The sequence below is a fragment of the Raoultella sp. genome (assembly GCF_039594335.1).
Lineage (GTDB): Bacteria > Pseudomonadota > Gammaproteobacteria > Enterobacterales > Enterobacteriaceae > Klebsiella.
The window spans coordinates 34,544-50,831 of record NZ_JBCNNS010000017.1; the positions used below are offsets into that span (position 1 = coordinate 34,544).

Below are 16,288 nucleotides of genomic sequence, written 5' to 3' on the forward strand. Positions count from 1 at the left end.
ACTTACTCAGTGACGACCTCGTTACCATTAACGATGGTCTTGATGATTTTATAATCGCGGGTGAAGGCGGTCAGGTTAGCGACCATTCCCGGTGCGATGCTGCCGAGCTGTTTCTCTACGCCAATTGCGCGCGCGGGGTAGAGCGTTGCCATCCGCAACACTTCGTCCAGCGCGATACCACAATGTTCGACGAGATTGCGGACACCTTCAATCATGGTCAGTGAAGAACCGCTGAGAGTGCCATTTTCATCCACGCACAGCCCGTTACGGTAGTATATTGTTTTACCGGCAAAAATGAACTGATCAATATGCGCGCCAGCCGGGGCGGTTGCGTCAGTGACGAGGCACAGCTTGTCGCCTTTCAGGCGTTTTGCATTGCGCACATTAGCATAATCAACGTGCATGCCATCGACGATAATACCGCAGTAAACGTCCGGTTCGTCGAAAATCGCGCCTGCCAGACCCGGTTCACGACCGGTAATATACGGCATGGCATTGTACAGATGCGTGGCAAAGGTGATGCCGGCACGAAAACCGATTTTCGCCTCTTTCAGCGTGGCATTGGAGTGGCCTGCGGAAACGACGATCCCGGCAGCCACCAGTTTACGAATCACCTCGGTACTGACGCGCTCAGGGGCAAGAGTTACTTTGGTGATCACATCGGCGTTTTCACACAGAAAATCGACCAGTGCCGCTTCCGGCTTACGAACGTAGTCCGGGTTGTGCGTCCCTTTTTTCACCATGTTCAGCCATGGGCCTTCAAGGTGCAGGCCCAGCGCCTGGTTCGGATGTTTTTGCAGGTACTCGCGCATGACGCACACGCCCTGTTTCATCAAATCATCGCTGGAGGTAATCAGCGTCGGCAGATAGCTGGTGCAGCCAGAACGTTCGTTGGCCTTCTGCATAATTTCCAGCGTTTCGACGGTGACGGCATCAGGGCTGTCGTTAAACTGCACGCCGCCACAGCCGTTCAGCTGTACGTCGATAAAACCGGGGGCAAGAACGGCGCCATTGACCGTGCGTTGCTCAATTTCCGACGGCAAATCAGCCAGTGAACAGATTCGTTCGATAAGGCCATCAGCGATGATAATCGCATGGTCATCCAGAATTTCATGACCGGTATAAATCCGGCCTTGGGTTAATGCATACATTACGACCCCCGGTTCACACACACTCTGTTGCAGGCTGGCTTTTTATCGGGTTGGTTTGATGCCGCCTGGCGGAGTTGGTGTAGCAAAAAAATGAAATGTCCCGCGGAGAAGCCGCAGGACGAGACTACCTTACAGCCCTTTGACGCTTTCGGCTTCTAATTCATTGAAGTATTTCAACGTCTTCACTTTCAGCTCCATGGTGGACGGCTCGTCGCAGACGACAACCGCTTTCGGGTGTAGCTGCAGACAGGTAATGGTCCACATATGGTTGACGTTGCCTTCAACCGCCGCCTGCAGCGCCAGCGCTTTCTGGTGACCCAGTACCAGAATCATCACTTCTTCCGCATCCAGCAGAGTGCCCACGCCCACGGTCAGCGCATATTTTGGCACCAGGTCCACGTTGCCGTCGAAGAAGCGGGAGTTTGCCACGCGGGTGTCATGGGTCAGGGTTTTAATACGGGTGCGGGAGGCCAGTGAAGAGGCGGGTTCGTTGAATGCGATATGCCCGTCGTTGCCGACGCCGCCCATAAACAGGTTGATTTTACCGTAGGAGCGGATTTTTTCTTCGTAACGCTGGCATTCTGCATCGATATCTGGCGCATTGCCGTTCAGCAGGTTAATGTTTTCTGCCGGAATATCAACGTGATCAAAAAAATTACGATGCATGAAGCTATGATAGCTTTCCGGATGTTCTTTCGGCAGACCAACGTATTCGTCCATGTTGAAGGTTACAACGTGCTTAAAGCTAACCTGGCCTGATTTGTGCATTTGAACCAGCGCTTTGTAAGCAGTCAGAGGCGTACCACCGGTAGGCAGACCCAGGACAAACGGACGATCCGCCGTCGGTTTGAACGCGTTAATGCGGTTAACGATGTGGCGAGCGGCCCATTTGCCGACTTGTTCAGCGGTTACCAGGGGGATCAGTCTCATTCTTCACCTCTATAGTTAAATTAGAACCTGGCGGATTGGCGCCAGCATACTATTAAGAGTATTACAGTCACCACGACCAGCGGGGTCAATCCGTGTTGATTTTTTGAATGATAAAATAAGTTTTCGATGTTAGCCAGTCAAAGGGAGGGGTTAATACGATATTTGGTGATTATTGTCACAAAAAAAACGCATTTAATTTGCGATACGAATTAATTTTCCACACACTTTGCAAGTAAGTTAAAAAACCAACCTGGTTACACAATAAAAAATTGGCTTTGAATGAGCCTTATCCGGGTCTCATAGGGGGAATAAAGTGAGTATTCTAGGTTATCTACAAAAGGTTGGCCGCGCGCTTATGGTGCCGGTTGCCACGCTGCCGGCGGCAGCGATATTAATGGGTGTCGGTTACTGGATTGACCCGGTTAGTTGGGGGGGGGACAACGCCCTGGCTGCATTATTAATTAAATCGGGTTCCGCCATTATCGATCACATGTCAGTACTGTTTGCCATTGGTGTGGCTTATGGTATGTCCAAAGATAAAGACGGTGCAGCGGCACTGACCGGCTTTGTCGGTTTCCTTGTTTTAACCACTCTTTGCTCTCCGGCTGCGGTGGCGATGATTCAAAAAATCCCTGTTGATCAAGTGCCTGCAGCATTTGGGAAGATTGAAAACCAGTTTGTGGGTATCCTCGTCGGTATTATTTCTGCAGAACTGTACAATCGCTTTAGTGGTGTTGAACTGCCAAAAGCGTTGTCATTCTTTAGCGGCCGCCGTCTGGTGCCAATTCTGACATCCTTTGTGATGATCGCCGTAGCATTCATTTTGATGTATCTGTGGCCGATCATTTTTGGTGGTTTAGTAAACTTCGGCGAACACATCCAGAAATTGGGTTCTGCTGGTGCGGGTATCTATGCATTCTTCAACCGCCTGCTAATTCCGGTCGGCCTGCACCATGCGCTCAACTCCGTGTTCTGGTTTGACGTTGCCGGTATTAACGATATTCCTAACTTCCTCGGCGGCGCGCAGTCTATCGCTGCAGGAAAAGCAGAAATCGGTATTACTGGTCGTTACCAGGCGGGCTTCTTCCCGATCATGATGTTCGGCCTGCCGGGTGCAGCGCTGGCTATCTACCACTGCGCACGTCCTGAGAACAAAGCGAAAGTGCTGGGTATTATGATGGCGGGCGCCTTTGCCTCCTTCTTTACCGGGATCACCGAACCGCTGGAATTCTCCTTCATGTTCGTTGCGCCGGTGCTGTATGTCATTCACGCTGTGCTGACCGGTATCTCTGTGTTCATCGCTGCCAGCATGCACTGGATTTCAGGATTCGGTTTCAGTGCCGGTCTGGTGGATATGATGCTTTGGGTTCGTAACCCGCTGGCAACCCACTGGTACATGCTGATCCCTCAGGGTCTGGTCTTCTTCGTTATTTACTACGTGATCTTCCGCTTCACCATTACTAAATTCAATCTGATGACCCCAGGTCGCGAACTGGCCGTTGCCGGTAGCGAAGCGGATGGTCAGGATGTGAATGTCAGCAGTGGCAAAGAGCAGGATGTGACGGGTCTGGCACGTCAGTACATCGCCGCCGTCGGCGGTTCTGACAACCTGACTGGTATCGATGCGTGTATCACCCGTTTGCGTCTGAATGTTAAGGACTCTTCTCTGGTGAACGAGGCGCTGGCGAAACGTCTGGGCGCATCTGGCGTGATTCGTCTGAACAAAACGAGCGTACAGATTATTGTCGGCTTCGTGGCGGAAAAAATCGCTAATGCGATGAAAACGACGGGTTCGGTACCTGCGGCAGAAGGCAACGCTGCGCCGGCCGCCGCCGCTCCGACGGCAAAACCGCAGGCCGTGGCTAACGCCAAAACTATTGCGGCGCTGGTATCGCCGATTACCGGTGATATCGTTGCGCTGGAGCAGGTGCCTGATGAAGCCTTCGCCAGCAAAGCGGTCGGCGATGGCGTGGCGGTGAAACCGACCGACAAAACCGTCGTGGCTCCGGCTGCAGGTACCGTCGTGAAGATCTTCAACACCAACCACGCGTTCTGCCTGGAAACGGAAAATGGCGCGGAAATCGTCGTCCATATGGGCATCGACACCGTGGCGCTGAACGGCCAGGGCTTCAAACGTCTGGTTGAAGAGGGCGCGGAAGTGCAAACCGGCCAGCCAATTCTGGAAATGGATTTGGATTTCCTGAATGCCAATGCCCGTTCAATGATCAGCCCGGTCGTGTGCAGCAACAGCGATGATTACAGTGCGCTGGTGATTCAGGCTACCGGTAAGGTTGTGGCAGGCCAGACGCCGCTGTATGAGATTAAAGGCAAGTAAGGCTCCTGAGTAGCATTTATGCCTGAGCGGCGGGGGAAACCTCCGCCGCTTTTTTTTGGCGCATCTGACCCCATAATCTTCTTCAAATACGTATTTTCAGTAACTAATAGTTGTCTCTACGCCCCGCTTGTAAGATCATGTGCCGTTATACGTTGTTTACGCTTTGAGGAACCCACGATGAGTGAGGCAGAAGCCCGCCCGACTAACTTTATTCGTCAGATCATCGATGAAGATCTGGCTACTGGTAAGCACACCACCGTTCATACTCGTTTCCCGCCGGAACCGAACGGTTATCTGCACATTGGCCACGCGAAGTCTATTTGCCTGAACTTTGGTATTGCTCAGGATTATCAAGGTCAATGCAACCTGCGTTTCGATGACACCAACCCGGTGAAAGAAGATATTGAATACGTAGAGTCGATTAAAAACGACGTGCAGTGGTTAGGTTTCCACTGGTCCGGGGATGTTTGCTACTCGTCTGATTATTTTGACCAATTGCATCAGTATGCCGTTGAGCTGATTAGCAAAGGCCTGGCCTATGTTGACGAACTGTCGGCCGAAGAGATCCGCGAATTCCGCGGCACGCTGAAAGAGCCGGGTAAAAATAGCCCGTACCGCGACCGCAGCGTGGAAGAGAATCTGGCACTGTTTAAAAAAATGCGTAGCGGTGGATTTGCCGAGGGGAAAGCCTGCCTGCGCGCGAAAATCGATATGGCCTCGCCGTTTATCGTCATGCGCGATCCGGTGCTGTATCGCATTAAATTTGCCGATCATCATCAGACCGGCAGCAAGTGGTGCATCTATCCGATGTACGACTTCACGCACTGCATTAGCGATGCGCTGGAGGGCATTACGCACTCCCTGTGTACGCTGGAGTTCCAGGACAACCGTCGCCTGTATGATTGGGTGCTGGACAACATCAGCATCCCGGTTCACCCGCGTCAGTACGAATTCTCGCGTCTGAATCTCGAATACACTGTGATGTCCAAGCGTAAGCTGAACCAATTGGTTACCGAGAAGCACGTGGAAGGCTGGGATGATCCGCGCATGCCGACCATTTCCGGTCTGCGTCGTCGTGGCTATACCGCCAGTTCTATTCGTGAATTCTGCAAGCGTATTGGGGTGACCAAGCAGGACAACACCATTGAGATGGCGTCGCTGGAATCCTGCATCCGCGAAGATCTCAACGAAAACGCTCCGCGCGCCATGGCCGTTATCGACCCCGTTAAGCTGGTCATCGAAAACTACCCGCAGGGTGAAAGCGAAATGGTGACGATGCCGAATCATCCGAATAAACCGGAGATGGGTAGCCGCGAAGTACCGTTTAGCGCTGAGATCTGGATTGATCGCGCCGACTTCCGTGAAGAGGCGAATAAGCAGTACAAGCGTCTGGTGCTGGGTAAAGAAGTTCGCCTGCGTAATGCCTACGTGATCAAGGCCGAGCGTGTCGAGAAGGATGAAGAGGGCACGATCACCACGATCTTCTGTAGCTATGATGCCGATACGCTGAGCAAAGATCCTGCCGATGGTCGCAAGGTGAAGGGCGTTATCCATTGGGTCAGCGCGGCGCATGCGTTGCCGGTGGAAATACGTCTCTACGATCGTCTGTTCAGCGTGCCGAACCCGGGGGCGGAAGAAGACTTCCTGACGGTGATGAACCCTGAATCGTTGGTGATCAAACAGGGCTTCGCTGAGCCAAGCCTGGCCGGTGCCGAAGCCAGCAAAGCCTATCAGTTTGAGCGTGAAGGTTATTTCTGTCTTGATAGCCGCTATGCAACCACAGCGCATCTGGTGTTTAACCGCACCGTTGGCCTACGTGATACCTGGGCGAAAGTCGGCGAGTAACTTTTTTATCGCGACCCGGTTGTCGTCTCTGCGTAAAAACGTCGCATTTCGCGGCGTTTTTTTATTTTGGAATCAGGGGATTAAGCTTAATATTTTCGCGATGCGAATTAATCTTGTTTGCTTTCTGCCATATCTGTCAGGCCCGCCACTCCTCCCGCCGCTATATAAAATGGCTGTAAGCGTTTTCATTCGTTATTTTCTTTCGATTTAGTAATTACTTACACGAAAAAAGTATGAGAGCTAATTTGGTTACAAAAAGAAATAGAATATGTGCGCTTTGTCATAATCTTAAGCTTTGATCGGCGAAAGAGATTGATAATTCGCGTCACGAAAAATAGTCTATCAACAGTGGTTATGTGGCTTTTACCGCTCCACTTTTTTGCAGTCTTATTTATTTTTTCGCGGCTTGCCTTTGGCACCGCGTTTTTAAAACGTCAAAGAGGATATGCACATGCGTACGTTTAGTGGCAAACGTAGTACGCTGGCGCTGGCTATTGCCGCCGTCACCGCGATGTCGGGCTGGATTGTTGTTCCGCAGGCCAGCGCAGCAGGTTTTATTGATGATTCCACCTTAACCGGCGGCATCTATTATTGGCAGCGTGAGCGCGACCGTAAAGATGTGACCGACGGTGATAAATACAAAACCAACCTTTCCCATTCGACCTGGAACGCCAATCTGGATTTCCAGTCCGGCTATGCTGCTGATATGTTTGGTATTGACGTGGCTGCCTTCACCGCGATTGAAATGGCGGAAAGCAGTGAAAGCGGTCATCCGAACGAAATTGCCTTCTCCTCGAAAAATAAAGGCTACGACGAAGATTATTCTGGCGACAAGAGCGGGATCAGCCTGTATAAAGCGGCGGCGAAATTTAAATATGGCCCGGTATGGGCTCGCGGCGGTTATATCCAGCCAGCCGGGCAAACGCTGCTGGCTCCGCACTGGAGCTTTATGCCGGGGACTTATCAGGGGGCCGAAGCCGGGGCCAACTTTGATTACGGTGACGCCGGTGCGCTGAGTTTCTCCTATATGTGGACGAACGAATACAAAGCGCCGTGGCACATCGAAATGGATAATTTCTACCAGAACGACAAGAAAACCAAAGTCGATTATCTGCACTCCCTGGGCGCCAAATACGATTTTAAAAATGACCTCGTGCTGGAAGCGGCGTTTGGTCAGGCTGAAGGCTATATCGACCAGTATTTTGCCAAGGCCAGCTACAAATTTGATATCGCAGGTACACCGTTAAACACCAGCTACCAGTTCTATGGCACGCGCGACAAAGTCAGTAATGGCGGTACGAACGATATCTACGACGGTACCGCCTGGCTGCAGGCGCTGACCTTTGGCTACAAGGTCGCTGACGTCCTCGACCTGCGTCTGGAGGGCACCTGGGTAAAAGCTGAAGGCCAGCAGGGCTACTTCCTGCAACGTATGACCCCGACCTATGCCTCTTCTAACGGTCGTCTTGATATATGGTGGGATAACCGTTCTGACTTCAACGCCAACGGTGAAAAAGCCGTCTTCTTCGGCGCGATGTATGACATGAAAAACTGGAATATGCCGGGCTGGGCGTTTGGCGCGTCATACGTTTACGCTTGGGATGCCAAACCGGGCAGAATGTCCACACCAGACGCCTACTACAATCCGGACAAACGTCTGGAAGAGTCCGCGTATAGCCTGGATGCCATGTACACCGTACAGGACGGTCGGGCCAAAGGAACGTTGTTTAAACTGCATTTTACCCAATACGACAACCACTCCGATATCCCGAGCTGGAGCGGTGGCTATGGCAACATCTTCCAGGATGAGCGTGACGTGAAGTTCGTGGTTATCGCTCCGTTCACTATTTTCTGATGCCGCTGCGGCAGGCATAAACCTGCCGCAAACCTGAGAGGTTAATTATGAAGAAGCTATTGCTCATCGCGGTTATGGCATCGGGCCTGACAGCCTGTACGCAGGCTCCCGCGCCGAAGGAAGATACGAAACTAAAAGAGGCTTATAGCGCTTGTATCAATACGGCGGAAGGCAACCCGGACAAGGTTCAGGCCTGTCAGAGCGTTCTGGACGTGCTGAAAGAAGAGAAACAGCATCAGGCGTTTGCCAACCAGGAAAGCGTGCGCGTTCTGGATTACCAACAGTGTATTCAGGCAACCCGTACCGGTAACGACCAGGCGGTGAAAGCGCGTTGCGATCGCATCTGGAAAGAGATTCGCAGCAACAACACGACGAAATAAAACGGGCGACAGTAAGAAAACGGGCGGAGTATTATCTCCGCCCGTTGGCGTTTCAGAGTTTATGTTCCGCCGGTTGATAATTGCGACTGAGACGACCAAACAGCATCGCGGTAGCGGCGAGTCCGCACAGTGCGGCGAACATCAACCACCATCCCGGTGAACTCTTATCGCCAGTCATCTGAACCAGTGCGGTAGAGACAGCCGGCGTCAGGCCGCCGAAAATGGCGGTGGCGAGGCTGAACGCGAGTGAAAAGCCCACGGTGCGCACATACACAGGCATCACCTCGGTGAGTGCAGCAACCATTGCGCCGTTGTACATACCAAAAAAGAACGAGAACCAGAGCAGCACCAGCGTCATACGCGTGAAATCCGGCGCGGCGGTAAGCCAGTTCATCATTGGCCATGTGGTGAGCAGAGCAAGTATGGTAATGCCCATTAGCACCGGGCGACGCCCGATGCGATCGGAAATTGCGCCGCCGATTGGTAACCAGATAAAGTTGGAAATGCCAACCAGCATCGTGACAATCAGGCTATCCCGCGCGCTGAGGTGCAAAACCGTTCTTCCATAGGTCGGGGTATAGACGGTTATAAAATAAAATGTGGTTGTCGTCATCGCCACCAGCAGAGTGCCAGCGCCGATGATGCGCCAGTTTTTAGCCATCGTGGTGAAAATCTCCTGGGTGTCAGGACGATGGGTCCGATGTAAAAAGGCTTCCGTTTCCTGGAGCGAGCGGCGTAAAACAAAAATTAGCGGAATAATCATACAGCCAATAAAGAAGGGGATCCGCCAGCCCCATTCGGAAATCTCATCGTGCCCCAGCGTGGCGTTCAGAGCGTAGCCAATCAGTGCAGCAAAGACGATCGCCACCTGTTGGCTGGCAGACTGCCAGCTGGTATAGAAGCCTTTATTTCCTGGCGTGGCGATCTCAGAGAGATAAACGGAAACCCCGCCTAACTCCACGCCAGCGGAAAACCCCTGTAGCAACCGCCCCAGTAAAACCAACACTGGTGCCAGGATGCCGATGGTTTGATAACCGGGAACCAGGGCGATCAGCAGCGTGCCACAGCCCATGATCGCCAGGGTCACCATTAGCCCTTTGCGTCGACCGATTCTGTCGATATAGGCGCCCAGCACAATAGCCCCGATAGGGCGCATCAAAAAACCGGAGCCAAAAACGGCAAAGGTCAACATTAATGCGGCGAACTCACTCTCCGCCGGGAAGAAGGTCTTTGCGATATAGGTAGCGTAAAAACCGAACAGAAAAAAGTCGAACTGTTCGAGGAAATTACCGCTGGTCACACGCAGTATTGCGCCGAAGGTTCCGGCGCGCGATGTGGATTGAGTCATAGGGTTTGCTCTCCATTGTCTTTATCTTGTATTTATAGAGGTAAGAGTGTGTGGGTTAGTCGCCAGCGACCCCCGTTTGCTTTCCACGGCGCTTCTCTATCGCCCATTTGAGTAAAGAAGCGCAGCGGTAAAATCCGTGGGCAAATTTTCCGTAAGGGATAGTCAAAAAGAGTGCCATGACCACGCCGAGATGGATGGCGAGCAGAATACCCATCCACGATGTTTCTCTCCCCGCCAGTAGTCCCAGGCCAGTCAGACTGGTCAGCAACAGCAGCAATATAAAGCCGCGATCCATCGGCTTCTGCCGCGGGTCGCCATGCAGCGCTGAGCGTTTCAGATTCAGCCACAGCAGGCCCGCCGGGCCGACAACAAGACCAATACCGCCCAGCGTGCCGAGGAGCACCGGAACGCTGAAAAACGGGTAGGGCGCTTCCCAACCGGCGAAGTAGTGATATCCCGTCGCAACCAGGGTAGCAGTGAAACAGAGCATAAAACCGTAGAAGGTGAAGTGGTGAAAGCGACGGCGCATTAACGTAAAGGCATCATCCGCTTCGTTACAGCCCTTGCCGTGTCCGCCATCAAGATATTTCAGCGTCAACGCGTTGTGTGAGGCCTCGGCAATGTCTGCGGAGCGCGGCGTGCCGGGAGAGATCTCTCGCCAGAAGCGGACAACGCCCGCCATGAGCAAACCGATCGCCACAATAAACACCGAACCAAACATCCACGCCAGCAGACTGTGCGGGAAGATTTGGTAGAAATCGCCCGCTAAAGGGGGATGAATCAGCGAGCCTTTCAACCCCATCGCGAGGAGTAAAAAGAGAATCAGGCCAAAGACCAGCGTCAGCGTAACGGTCACGCCCGCCCGGCGATACAGCGCGCCGAAAGCGGCTGGTTGGGCATAATGTTGATACGTTTCCAGCCTGACTTCTGCCATCGCCTTCGGCACGTTAATCGCAAATTCATGCGGCGGCGCGTACTGACAGGCATGCAGACAGGCACCGCAGTTGTGGCACAGGTTCGCCAGATAATTAATATCTGCTTTACCGAATTCAAGGCGCTGGGTCATCGCCGGGAACACCGCGCAAAAGCCTTCACAATAGCGACAGGCATTACAGACCTGCATGACGCGTTCGACTTCTGCTTCTGGCTCGCTAAGAATTTGAGCCTCGATGATTAATTTCTCAAGCGGCTTCATGGTGCGCCTCCTTACCTGCGGCCAGGGCGGCCTCTTTGCCGGCGATACGCCCAAAGGTCGTGCCGATAGACATGCCAACGCCTGCGGTATAGCCTTTACCAAGCACGTTGCCGGCCATCATCTCGCCAGCAACGAACAGATTGCGGCTTGGCTGTCCGGCGAAGTGAACCGCCGCATGTTCATTCACTTTCAGCCCCAGATAGGTGAAAGTTATCCCCGGTCTCAGGGCATATCCGTAGTAAGGCGGGGTATCGATCGGGCGTGCCCAGTGAGTTTTCGGCGGCGTCAGACCGGCCGTTACGCAGTTATCAAGGGTGGTATGATCGAATTGTCCCGGCTGGCAGGCCTGATTGTATTGATTCACCGTGTGGGTAAAGCGCATAGCATCCAGGCCTAGCTGGCGGGCCAGTTCTTCCAGCGTATTAGCCTGCGCGCCAGGGAAAACCGGCGGCATAAAGTGGCCGATCGCTTTACTGTCGATAATGGAATAACCAATTTGCCCCGGCTGGTGGGCAACAAGACGTCCCCAGATGGCGTAACGCTTCGGCCAGAAATCTTCGCCTTCATCATAAAAGCGATCCGCGTCACGGTTAACCACCACCCCTAACGAGACACAGTCCACGCGGGTACAGATGCCACCGTCATACAGCGGTGCTCTGGCATCAATCGCCACGCAGTGCGACTGAGAGGGATCGCCGATAATATCTGCACCAGCATCGATCATAAATTTGAGCAGTACCCCCTGATTAAAGCGGGTGCCGCGAATGAGAAAGTTATCGGCAGGCCACTCGCCGCGCGCGTTTTCCCCCCAGGCTTCACGGAGCCATTGGCGGTTGGATTCGAAACCACCGGCAGCAAGTACGCAGGATTTGGCGGCAATGCGCTCCTCTCCCGCGATGGCTGCGACAAACGTGCCGTTGCGTAGCTCAAGCGCCTGCACCGGCGTATTGTAACGAATTTGTACGCCCAGCTTTTCCGCGCTCCGGTAGTAGGCATTCACCAGGGCTTTGCCGCCACCCATGAAGAACGCATTGGTCCGCGCCACGTGCAGTGCCCCGGAGAGGGGAGGCTGAAAGTTAACGCCGTGCTGGCGCATCCAGTCGCGACATTGCGACGAGGTGCGGATCACCAGACGCGCCAGCGCTTCATTGGTATTGCCTTCGGTGACTCGCCAGAGATCCTGCCAGAATTCCTCTTCGGTATAGCTGTCCACCAGCACATCCTGCGGCGCATCGTGCATGCAGCGTAAATTGCGGGTATGCTGGGAATTTCCCCCGCGCCATTCGCGTGGGGCAGCCTCAAGCAACAGCACCGACGCTCCTGCTTCGCGGGCGGTTAAGGCGGCACATAACGCGGCATTGCCTCCGCCAATCACCAGTACATCAACCATCGTAGACTCCATTACTCTTTAACCAATTGTTAAATCTGTAATTGAAATGTATACGCAGGAGTTGTGTGGGCGCTATGCTGCTCGGCTAAAGACCTCTTTAGTTGGCGTAAAGAGTGGCCCCAGGCCAGTGGCCAGTTTCCACCAGCTGGCGCATGACTTTGCTGAGCACCACGCGGGCGGCGAGGCCTGCCGGAGTGAGCTCATCGTCAGACAGGCTCACTAAAAAGTTGGGGCGACTGAGTATCGGGTTATGGACGCCGATCACTCTTAATGCCTCTTTATCAAGGTGGGAAATTGCAGCCCCGGGCTGCAGTGTCGCTCCAAGACCGCTGCGCACGGCGCGCATCAGTAGGGTCAGACCATCAATTTCGGCGGCAATGTCCAGCTTCAGGGCATGTTCCTGGCTGATAGCCTCTAGCCTGCCGCGCAGGCCGTGACCCTGACTGGGCATAATCAGGGGAATATTCGCCAGCTGCGAGGGGGAAATGGTGTCGTCAGCAATCTCGGTCAGTACGGCGTAGGTTCCAATCAAAAATAGCCGTTCTTCGAGGATGGGTCTGGCGCTCCAGCGCAGGATTTTCTCTTTCTGGAAAACGACGGCTAAATCAATTTGGCGGGTGTTGATCATTCGTTCCAGATTGCCGGAGAGACTTTCCACGACGTGCAGGCGCACATCAGCATAGCTTTCCCGCATCGCATTAATAAAAGGCATCCCCAGTATTGATGCGGTGCTGGGAGCCATGCCGACGCTGACGTGCCCGGACAGGCGAGCTTCCCGGGCAGCAAGGATCGCATCATCAGCATGGCGTAGCGCCAGCTGCGCCTGAGAGTAAAAGGCCAGGCCAGCATTGGTGGGAGTGACGCCGCGTGAGGTGCGCTGCAGCAGGCGAATGGAGAGTTCATTTTCCAGGCGTGTCATTTGCTGGCTGAGCGCCGAGACGCCAATATTGAGATCGAGCGCAGCGCTGCCCATGCTGCCGGTTTCCACAATCCGGACGAAGTAACGTAGCTGACGAAGTTCCATGTCGATTCTCGGGTAAGACGGAAAGGAATTTCACAGTAAAGCAACATCGCCCGGGAGGGAAGGTCGAGCGGCAGATTCCACGCATAAAAAAAGCCAACTGTCAGGTTGGCTTTTTGCGCTTAACGCGGCAGGAAAATTACTTTTCCTGCGCGTCGTGTGCATGTTCATCTTCACGGCAGTCGCCTTCCGCACAGTGACCGTAAAGGTACAGGCTGTGGTTGGTCAGGCGGATGCCATGACGGTGGGCGATTTCACGCTGACGCGCTTCGATAGACTCATCGCTGAATTCGATCACTTTGCCACAATCGAGGCAAATAAGGTGATCGTGATGATGCTGCTGGGTCAGTTCGAAAACAGATTTACCGCCTTCGAAGTTGTGGCGAGTCACAATGCCAGCATCGTCGAACTGGTTCAGCACGCGATAAACAGTAGCGAGACCAATCTCTTCACCCATGTCGATCAGGCGCTTGTATAAATCTTCCGCACTGACGTGATGGTTATCCGGTTCCTGCAGGACTTCCAGGATTTTTAATCGTGGAAGTGTGACTTTCAGGCCAGCCTTCTTTAATGCGGTATTGTTGTCAGTCATGCGGAATCTGTCCTGTTGCTAAACGATCTACTTCCATCAGCGGAAGTAATACAGAGAATCACCCGATGCAATGCGTCTCATTATAGAACTGCCATCGTCAAATGAAAACTGCAAGTATCGGGCCTTGTATGCTGTCAAAAACGAGGCACCAGCTACAAACTGCGTCACCTGACCTCGTTAAATCAGAGGACATTGTACAGATATGTGATTAAAAGTTAAAAACTTGTAGCTATTTGTTTGATTGCTTCTATCTATTAATGCGGCGAAAATTTATGATAACGCCACACAATCATCCGGCATCAGGCGTTTTTGATCTCTTCGAGGTGCAGTTCTTCAGCGACCTGCTTAACCCATTTATCCACGCGTTCGTTGGTCAGTTCCGGCTGGCGGTCTTCATCGATAGCCAGACCGACAAAATGATCGTCATCCGCCAGGCCTTTAGAGGCTTCAAAATGATAGCCCGCAGTTGGCCAGTGGCCAACGATGGTGGCGCCGTGCGGCTCAATGATATCGCGGATGGTGCCCAGCGCGTCACAGAAGTATTCCGCGTAGTCTTCCTGATCGCCGCAGCCAAACAGCGCAACCAGTTTACCGTTAAAGTCGACCTCTTCCAGCGTCGGGAAAAAATCATCCCAGTCGCACTGAGCTTCACCGTAGTACCAGGTCGGAATGCCGAGCAGCAGGATATCGTAGGCTTGCAGATCTTCTTTACTGCTCTTGGCAATGTCGTGAACATCAGCAACATCTTTACCAAGCTGCTTCTGAATCATTTTTGCAATATTCTCGGTGTTGCCCGTGTCGCTGCCAAAAAAGATGCCGATGATTGCCATGAGTAAAATAACCTCTTGAAACTTAATGATGTGGTAGTGGCGTAATGCCCGCAGATAAAGGCAATCATAGCAGAACAGGGGAGGGCGCGGAAACAGCAATCACGCCCGACTGCACACTCTGCTACATGAAAGTCTTTTTTTTAAGGATTTTCAGGCTTTGTCCCAACCGCGCAGGGTTGCCAGCTGGTTCATTAGCATCTCTTCGATCAAATCGCTGCGGTTCATATTGCGAGCTTCCGCCAGTTCGTTGAGCGCATCAACCGCTTCAGCGTTGAGCTTTAACTCCACACGCTTCAGGCCGCGAACTTTATCGCGTTTGAGCTGATTGCGTTTATTTATGCGCAGTTGTTCATCGCGCGAAAGCGGATTGGTCTTTGGTCTACCCGGGCGACGCTCGGTTGCGAACAAATCTAATGTCGTACGGTCCGTTTGTTCTTTTGCCATGATTCAGAGTGACTTCGGGGAAACAAGTTGCCGGGCTATAGCCGACACAGATAGCGCGCCATAATACATCAGGCGAACCGCTGCGCCAACGACCGCGGGCATTCTGCAGCGCGGTCGGGCAGTTTTTAGTCAGTTAAGCCTGCAAAGCGGTTAGATAGCGACGAATAGCGCGCAGGACGGCTTCCGGTTTCTCCGCATGTACCCAGTGGCCGGCACCGGCGATGACGTGCGCCCGCGCCTGCGGGAACTGGGCGAGCAGGGTATCGCGGTAGTCATCGGTGACGTAGGGAGAGTTGCCCCCCGGAATGAACAAGGTCGGATGGGGCCAGGCGGGAACCGTGTGCCAGCCCACGATGTGCGGATATTGATCCCATAATACCGGCACATTAAAGCGCCACTGGCCGTCAACAAAAGATTTCAGCAGAAACTGAATTACGCCTTCTTCCTGTAGATGTTCCCGCATCACTGCGGCCGCCTGCTGACGAGACGCGGCACCAGCGTCGGTGACGGCATTAATGGCGTTGAAAATTTCATCATGGCGACGCACGTGGTAGTCCACCGGGGCAATATCAATGGCGACCAGGCCAGCGATGCGCTCCGGTGCCAGCGCGGTGAGCGCCATGACCGCTTTCCCCCCCATCGAATGACCAATAAAGGTGGCTTTCTCGATCTGCCGATCGTCAAGAGTATCGATCAGATCCTGCGCCATCGCCGCGTAGGTCATCTCCGGTGAACGGGGGGAAAGACCGTGGTTACGCATATCTACCTGCAAAATATCGTAGTCGTTCACCAGGTCGCGGGCGAGGATGCCCAGGTTGTCGAGACTACCAAACAGACCGTGAACCAGGACAACAGGGGAATTATTGTGCGGATTTTGTGCAGATTGCGTGCGGCTATTTAATTTCATGGCAAAGTTCTTTTTTTCGCTTCGTCGGGTTAGGGTATTATGTTGGACATTCTGCCATCCGGCTG

General features: G+C 53.2%; 14 protein-coding genes. 4 read left to right on the forward strand and 10 right to left on the reverse strand.

Features of this window, described 5'->3' with window-relative positions:
- Positions 1 to 2 precede the first annotated feature (2 nt).
- Both nagA and nagB read right to left on the reverse strand, forming a co-directional pair.
- The gene (gene nagA / locus ACZAHD_RS04695) at positions 3 to 1,151 is read right to left on the reverse strand and encodes an N-acetylglucosamine-6-phosphate deacetylase (protein WP_462455740.1); all 1,149 of its coding nucleotides are present in this window, start codon (positions 1,149 to 1,151) and stop codon (positions 3 to 5) included.
- A gap of 129 nt (positions 1,152 to 1,280) precedes the next feature.
- Positions 1,281 to 2,081, reverse strand: coding sequence for a glucosamine-6-phosphate deaminase (nagB, locus tag ACZAHD_RS04700; protein WP_462455741.1), 801 nt, complete (start codon positions 2,079 to 2,081; stop codon positions 1,281 to 1,283).
- A gap of 313 nt (positions 2,082 to 2,394) precedes the next feature.
- Here nagB and nagE point away from each other — a divergent pair, with 313 nt between their 5' ends.
- From nagE to ACZAHD_RS04720, 4 genes are all read left to right on the forward strand, one after another.
- Positions 2,395 to 4,416, forward strand: coding sequence for an N-acetylglucosamine-specific PTS transporter subunit IIBC (nagE, locus tag ACZAHD_RS04705; protein WP_462455742.1), 2,022 nt, complete (start codon positions 2,395 to 2,397; stop codon positions 4,414 to 4,416).
- A 177-nt stretch (positions 4,417 to 4,593) separates the two neighbouring features.
- The gene (gene glnS / locus ACZAHD_RS04710) at positions 4,594 to 6,261 is read left to right on the forward strand and encodes a glutamine--tRNA ligase (protein WP_462455743.1); all 1,668 of its coding nucleotides are present in this window, start codon (positions 4,594 to 4,596) and stop codon (positions 6,259 to 6,261) included.
- Positions 6,262 to 6,712: 451 nt separating this feature from the next.
- Positions 6,713 to 8,116, forward strand: coding sequence for a chitoporin ChiP (chiP, locus tag ACZAHD_RS04715; RefSeq protein ID WP_462455744.1), 1,404 nt, complete (start codon positions 6,713 to 6,715; stop codon positions 8,114 to 8,116).
- 47 nt (positions 8,117 to 8,163) lie between these two features.
- On the forward strand, positions 8,164 to 8,496 hold the full coding sequence (locus tag ACZAHD_RS04720) for a ChiQ/YbfN family lipoprotein (RefSeq protein WP_462455745.1): 333 nt from the start codon (positions 8,164 to 8,166) through the stop codon (positions 8,494 to 8,496).
- A gap of 52 nt (positions 8,497 to 8,548) precedes the next feature.
- Here ACZAHD_RS04720 and tcuC read toward each other — a convergent pair whose 3' ends face one another.
- The 8 genes from tcuC to ybfF all read right to left on the reverse strand — a co-directional run bounded on the left by tcuC (position 8,549) and on the right by ybfF (position 16,223).
- Positions 8,549 to 9,844 (reverse strand): tricarballylate/proton symporter TcuC, encoded by a 1,296-nt coding sequence (tcuC, locus tag ACZAHD_RS04725; protein ID WP_462455746.1) that lies wholly within the window; start codon positions 9,842 to 9,844, stop codon positions 8,549 to 8,551.
- Positions 9,845 to 9,899: 55 nt separating this feature from the next.
- On the reverse strand, positions 9,900 to 11,039 hold the full coding sequence (gene tcuB / locus ACZAHD_RS04730; RefSeq protein WP_462455747.1) for a tricarballylate utilization 4Fe-4S protein TcuB: 1,140 nt from the start codon (positions 11,037 to 11,039) through the stop codon (positions 9,900 to 9,902).
- Positions 11,026 to 12,429 (reverse strand): FAD-dependent tricarballylate dehydrogenase TcuA, encoded by a 1,404-nt coding sequence (gene tcuA, locus ACZAHD_RS04735; protein ID WP_100685675.1) that lies wholly within the window; start codon positions 12,427 to 12,429, stop codon positions 11,026 to 11,028. Before tcuA ends, tcuB begins: the two co-directional genes overlap by 14 nt.
- 97 nt (positions 12,430 to 12,526) lie before the next feature.
- Positions 12,527 to 13,453, reverse strand: coding sequence for a tricarballylate utilization LysR family transcriptional regulator TcuR (gene tcuR / locus ACZAHD_RS04740; protein WP_100685674.1), 927 nt, complete (start codon positions 13,451 to 13,453; stop codon positions 12,527 to 12,529).
- Between the two features lie 136 nt (positions 13,454 to 13,589).
- A complete protein-coding gene (fur, locus tag ACZAHD_RS04745; RefSeq protein ID WP_462455748.1) occupies positions 13,590 to 14,042 on the reverse strand; it encodes a ferric iron uptake transcriptional regulator in 453 nt (150 codons plus the stop codon).
- Positions 14,043 to 14,341: 299 nt separating this feature from the next.
- Positions 14,342 to 14,872, reverse strand: coding sequence for a flavodoxin FldA (gene fldA / locus ACZAHD_RS04750; protein WP_462455749.1), 531 nt, complete (start codon positions 14,870 to 14,872; stop codon positions 14,342 to 14,344).
- A 150-nt stretch (positions 14,873 to 15,022) separates the two neighbouring features.
- On the reverse strand, positions 15,023 to 15,316 hold the full coding sequence (gene ybfE / locus ACZAHD_RS04755; protein ID WP_462455750.1) for a LexA regulated protein: 294 nt from the start codon (positions 15,314 to 15,316) through the stop codon (positions 15,023 to 15,025).
- A 133-nt stretch (positions 15,317 to 15,449) separates the two neighbouring features.
- Positions 15,450 to 16,223, reverse strand: a complete 774-nt coding sequence (ybfF, locus tag ACZAHD_RS04760; protein ID WP_462455751.1) for an esterase — start codon at positions 16,221 to 16,223, stop codon at positions 15,450 to 15,452.
- Between the last annotated feature and the right edge of the window lie 65 nt (positions 16,224 to 16,288).

Coding starts and splice junctions, on each gene's coding strand:
- tcuC (WP_462455746.1), bottom strand. CDS start 9,844: ATGACTCAATCCACATCGCGCGCCGGAACCTTCGGCGCAATACTGCGT.
- tcuR (WP_100685674.1), bottom strand. CDS start 13,453: ATGGAACTTCGTCAGCTACGTTACTTCGTCCGGATTGTGGAAACCGGC.
- nagB (WP_462455741.1), bottom strand. CDS start 2,081: ATGAGACTGATCCCCCTGGTAACCGCTGAACAAGTCGGCAAATGGGCC.
- ybfF (WP_462455751.1), bottom strand. CDS start 16,223: ATGAAATTAAATAGCCGCACGCAATCTGCACAAAATCCGCACAATAAT.
- fldA (WP_462455749.1), bottom strand. CDS start 14,872: ATGGCAATCATCGGCATCTTTTTTGGCAGCGACACGGGCAACACCGAG.
- tcuB (WP_462455747.1), bottom strand. CDS start 11,039: ATGAAGCCGCTTGAGAAATTAATCATCGAGGCTCAAATTCTTAGCGAG.
- ybfE (WP_462455750.1), bottom strand. CDS start 15,316: ATGGCAAAAGAACAAACGGACCGTACGACATTAGATTTGTTCGCAACC.
- nagA (WP_462455740.1), bottom strand. CDS start 1,151: ATGTATGCATTAACCCAAGGCCGGATTTATACCGGTCATGAAATTCTG.
- fur (WP_462455748.1), bottom strand. CDS start 14,042: ATGACTGACAACAATACCGCATTAAAGAAGGCTGGCCTGAAAGTCACA.
- ACZAHD_RS04720 (WP_462455745.1), top strand. CDS start 8,164: ATGAAGAAGCTATTGCTCATCGCGGTTATGGCATCGGGCCTGACAGCC.
- chiP (WP_462455744.1), top strand. CDS start 6,713: ATGCGTACGTTTAGTGGCAAACGTAGTACGCTGGCGCTGGCTATTGCC.
- tcuA (WP_100685675.1), bottom strand. CDS start 12,429: ATGGTTGATGTACTGGTGATTGGCGGAGGCAATGCCGCGTTATGTGCC.
- glnS (WP_462455743.1), top strand. CDS start 4,594: ATGAGTGAGGCAGAAGCCCGCCCGACTAACTTTATTCGTCAGATCATC.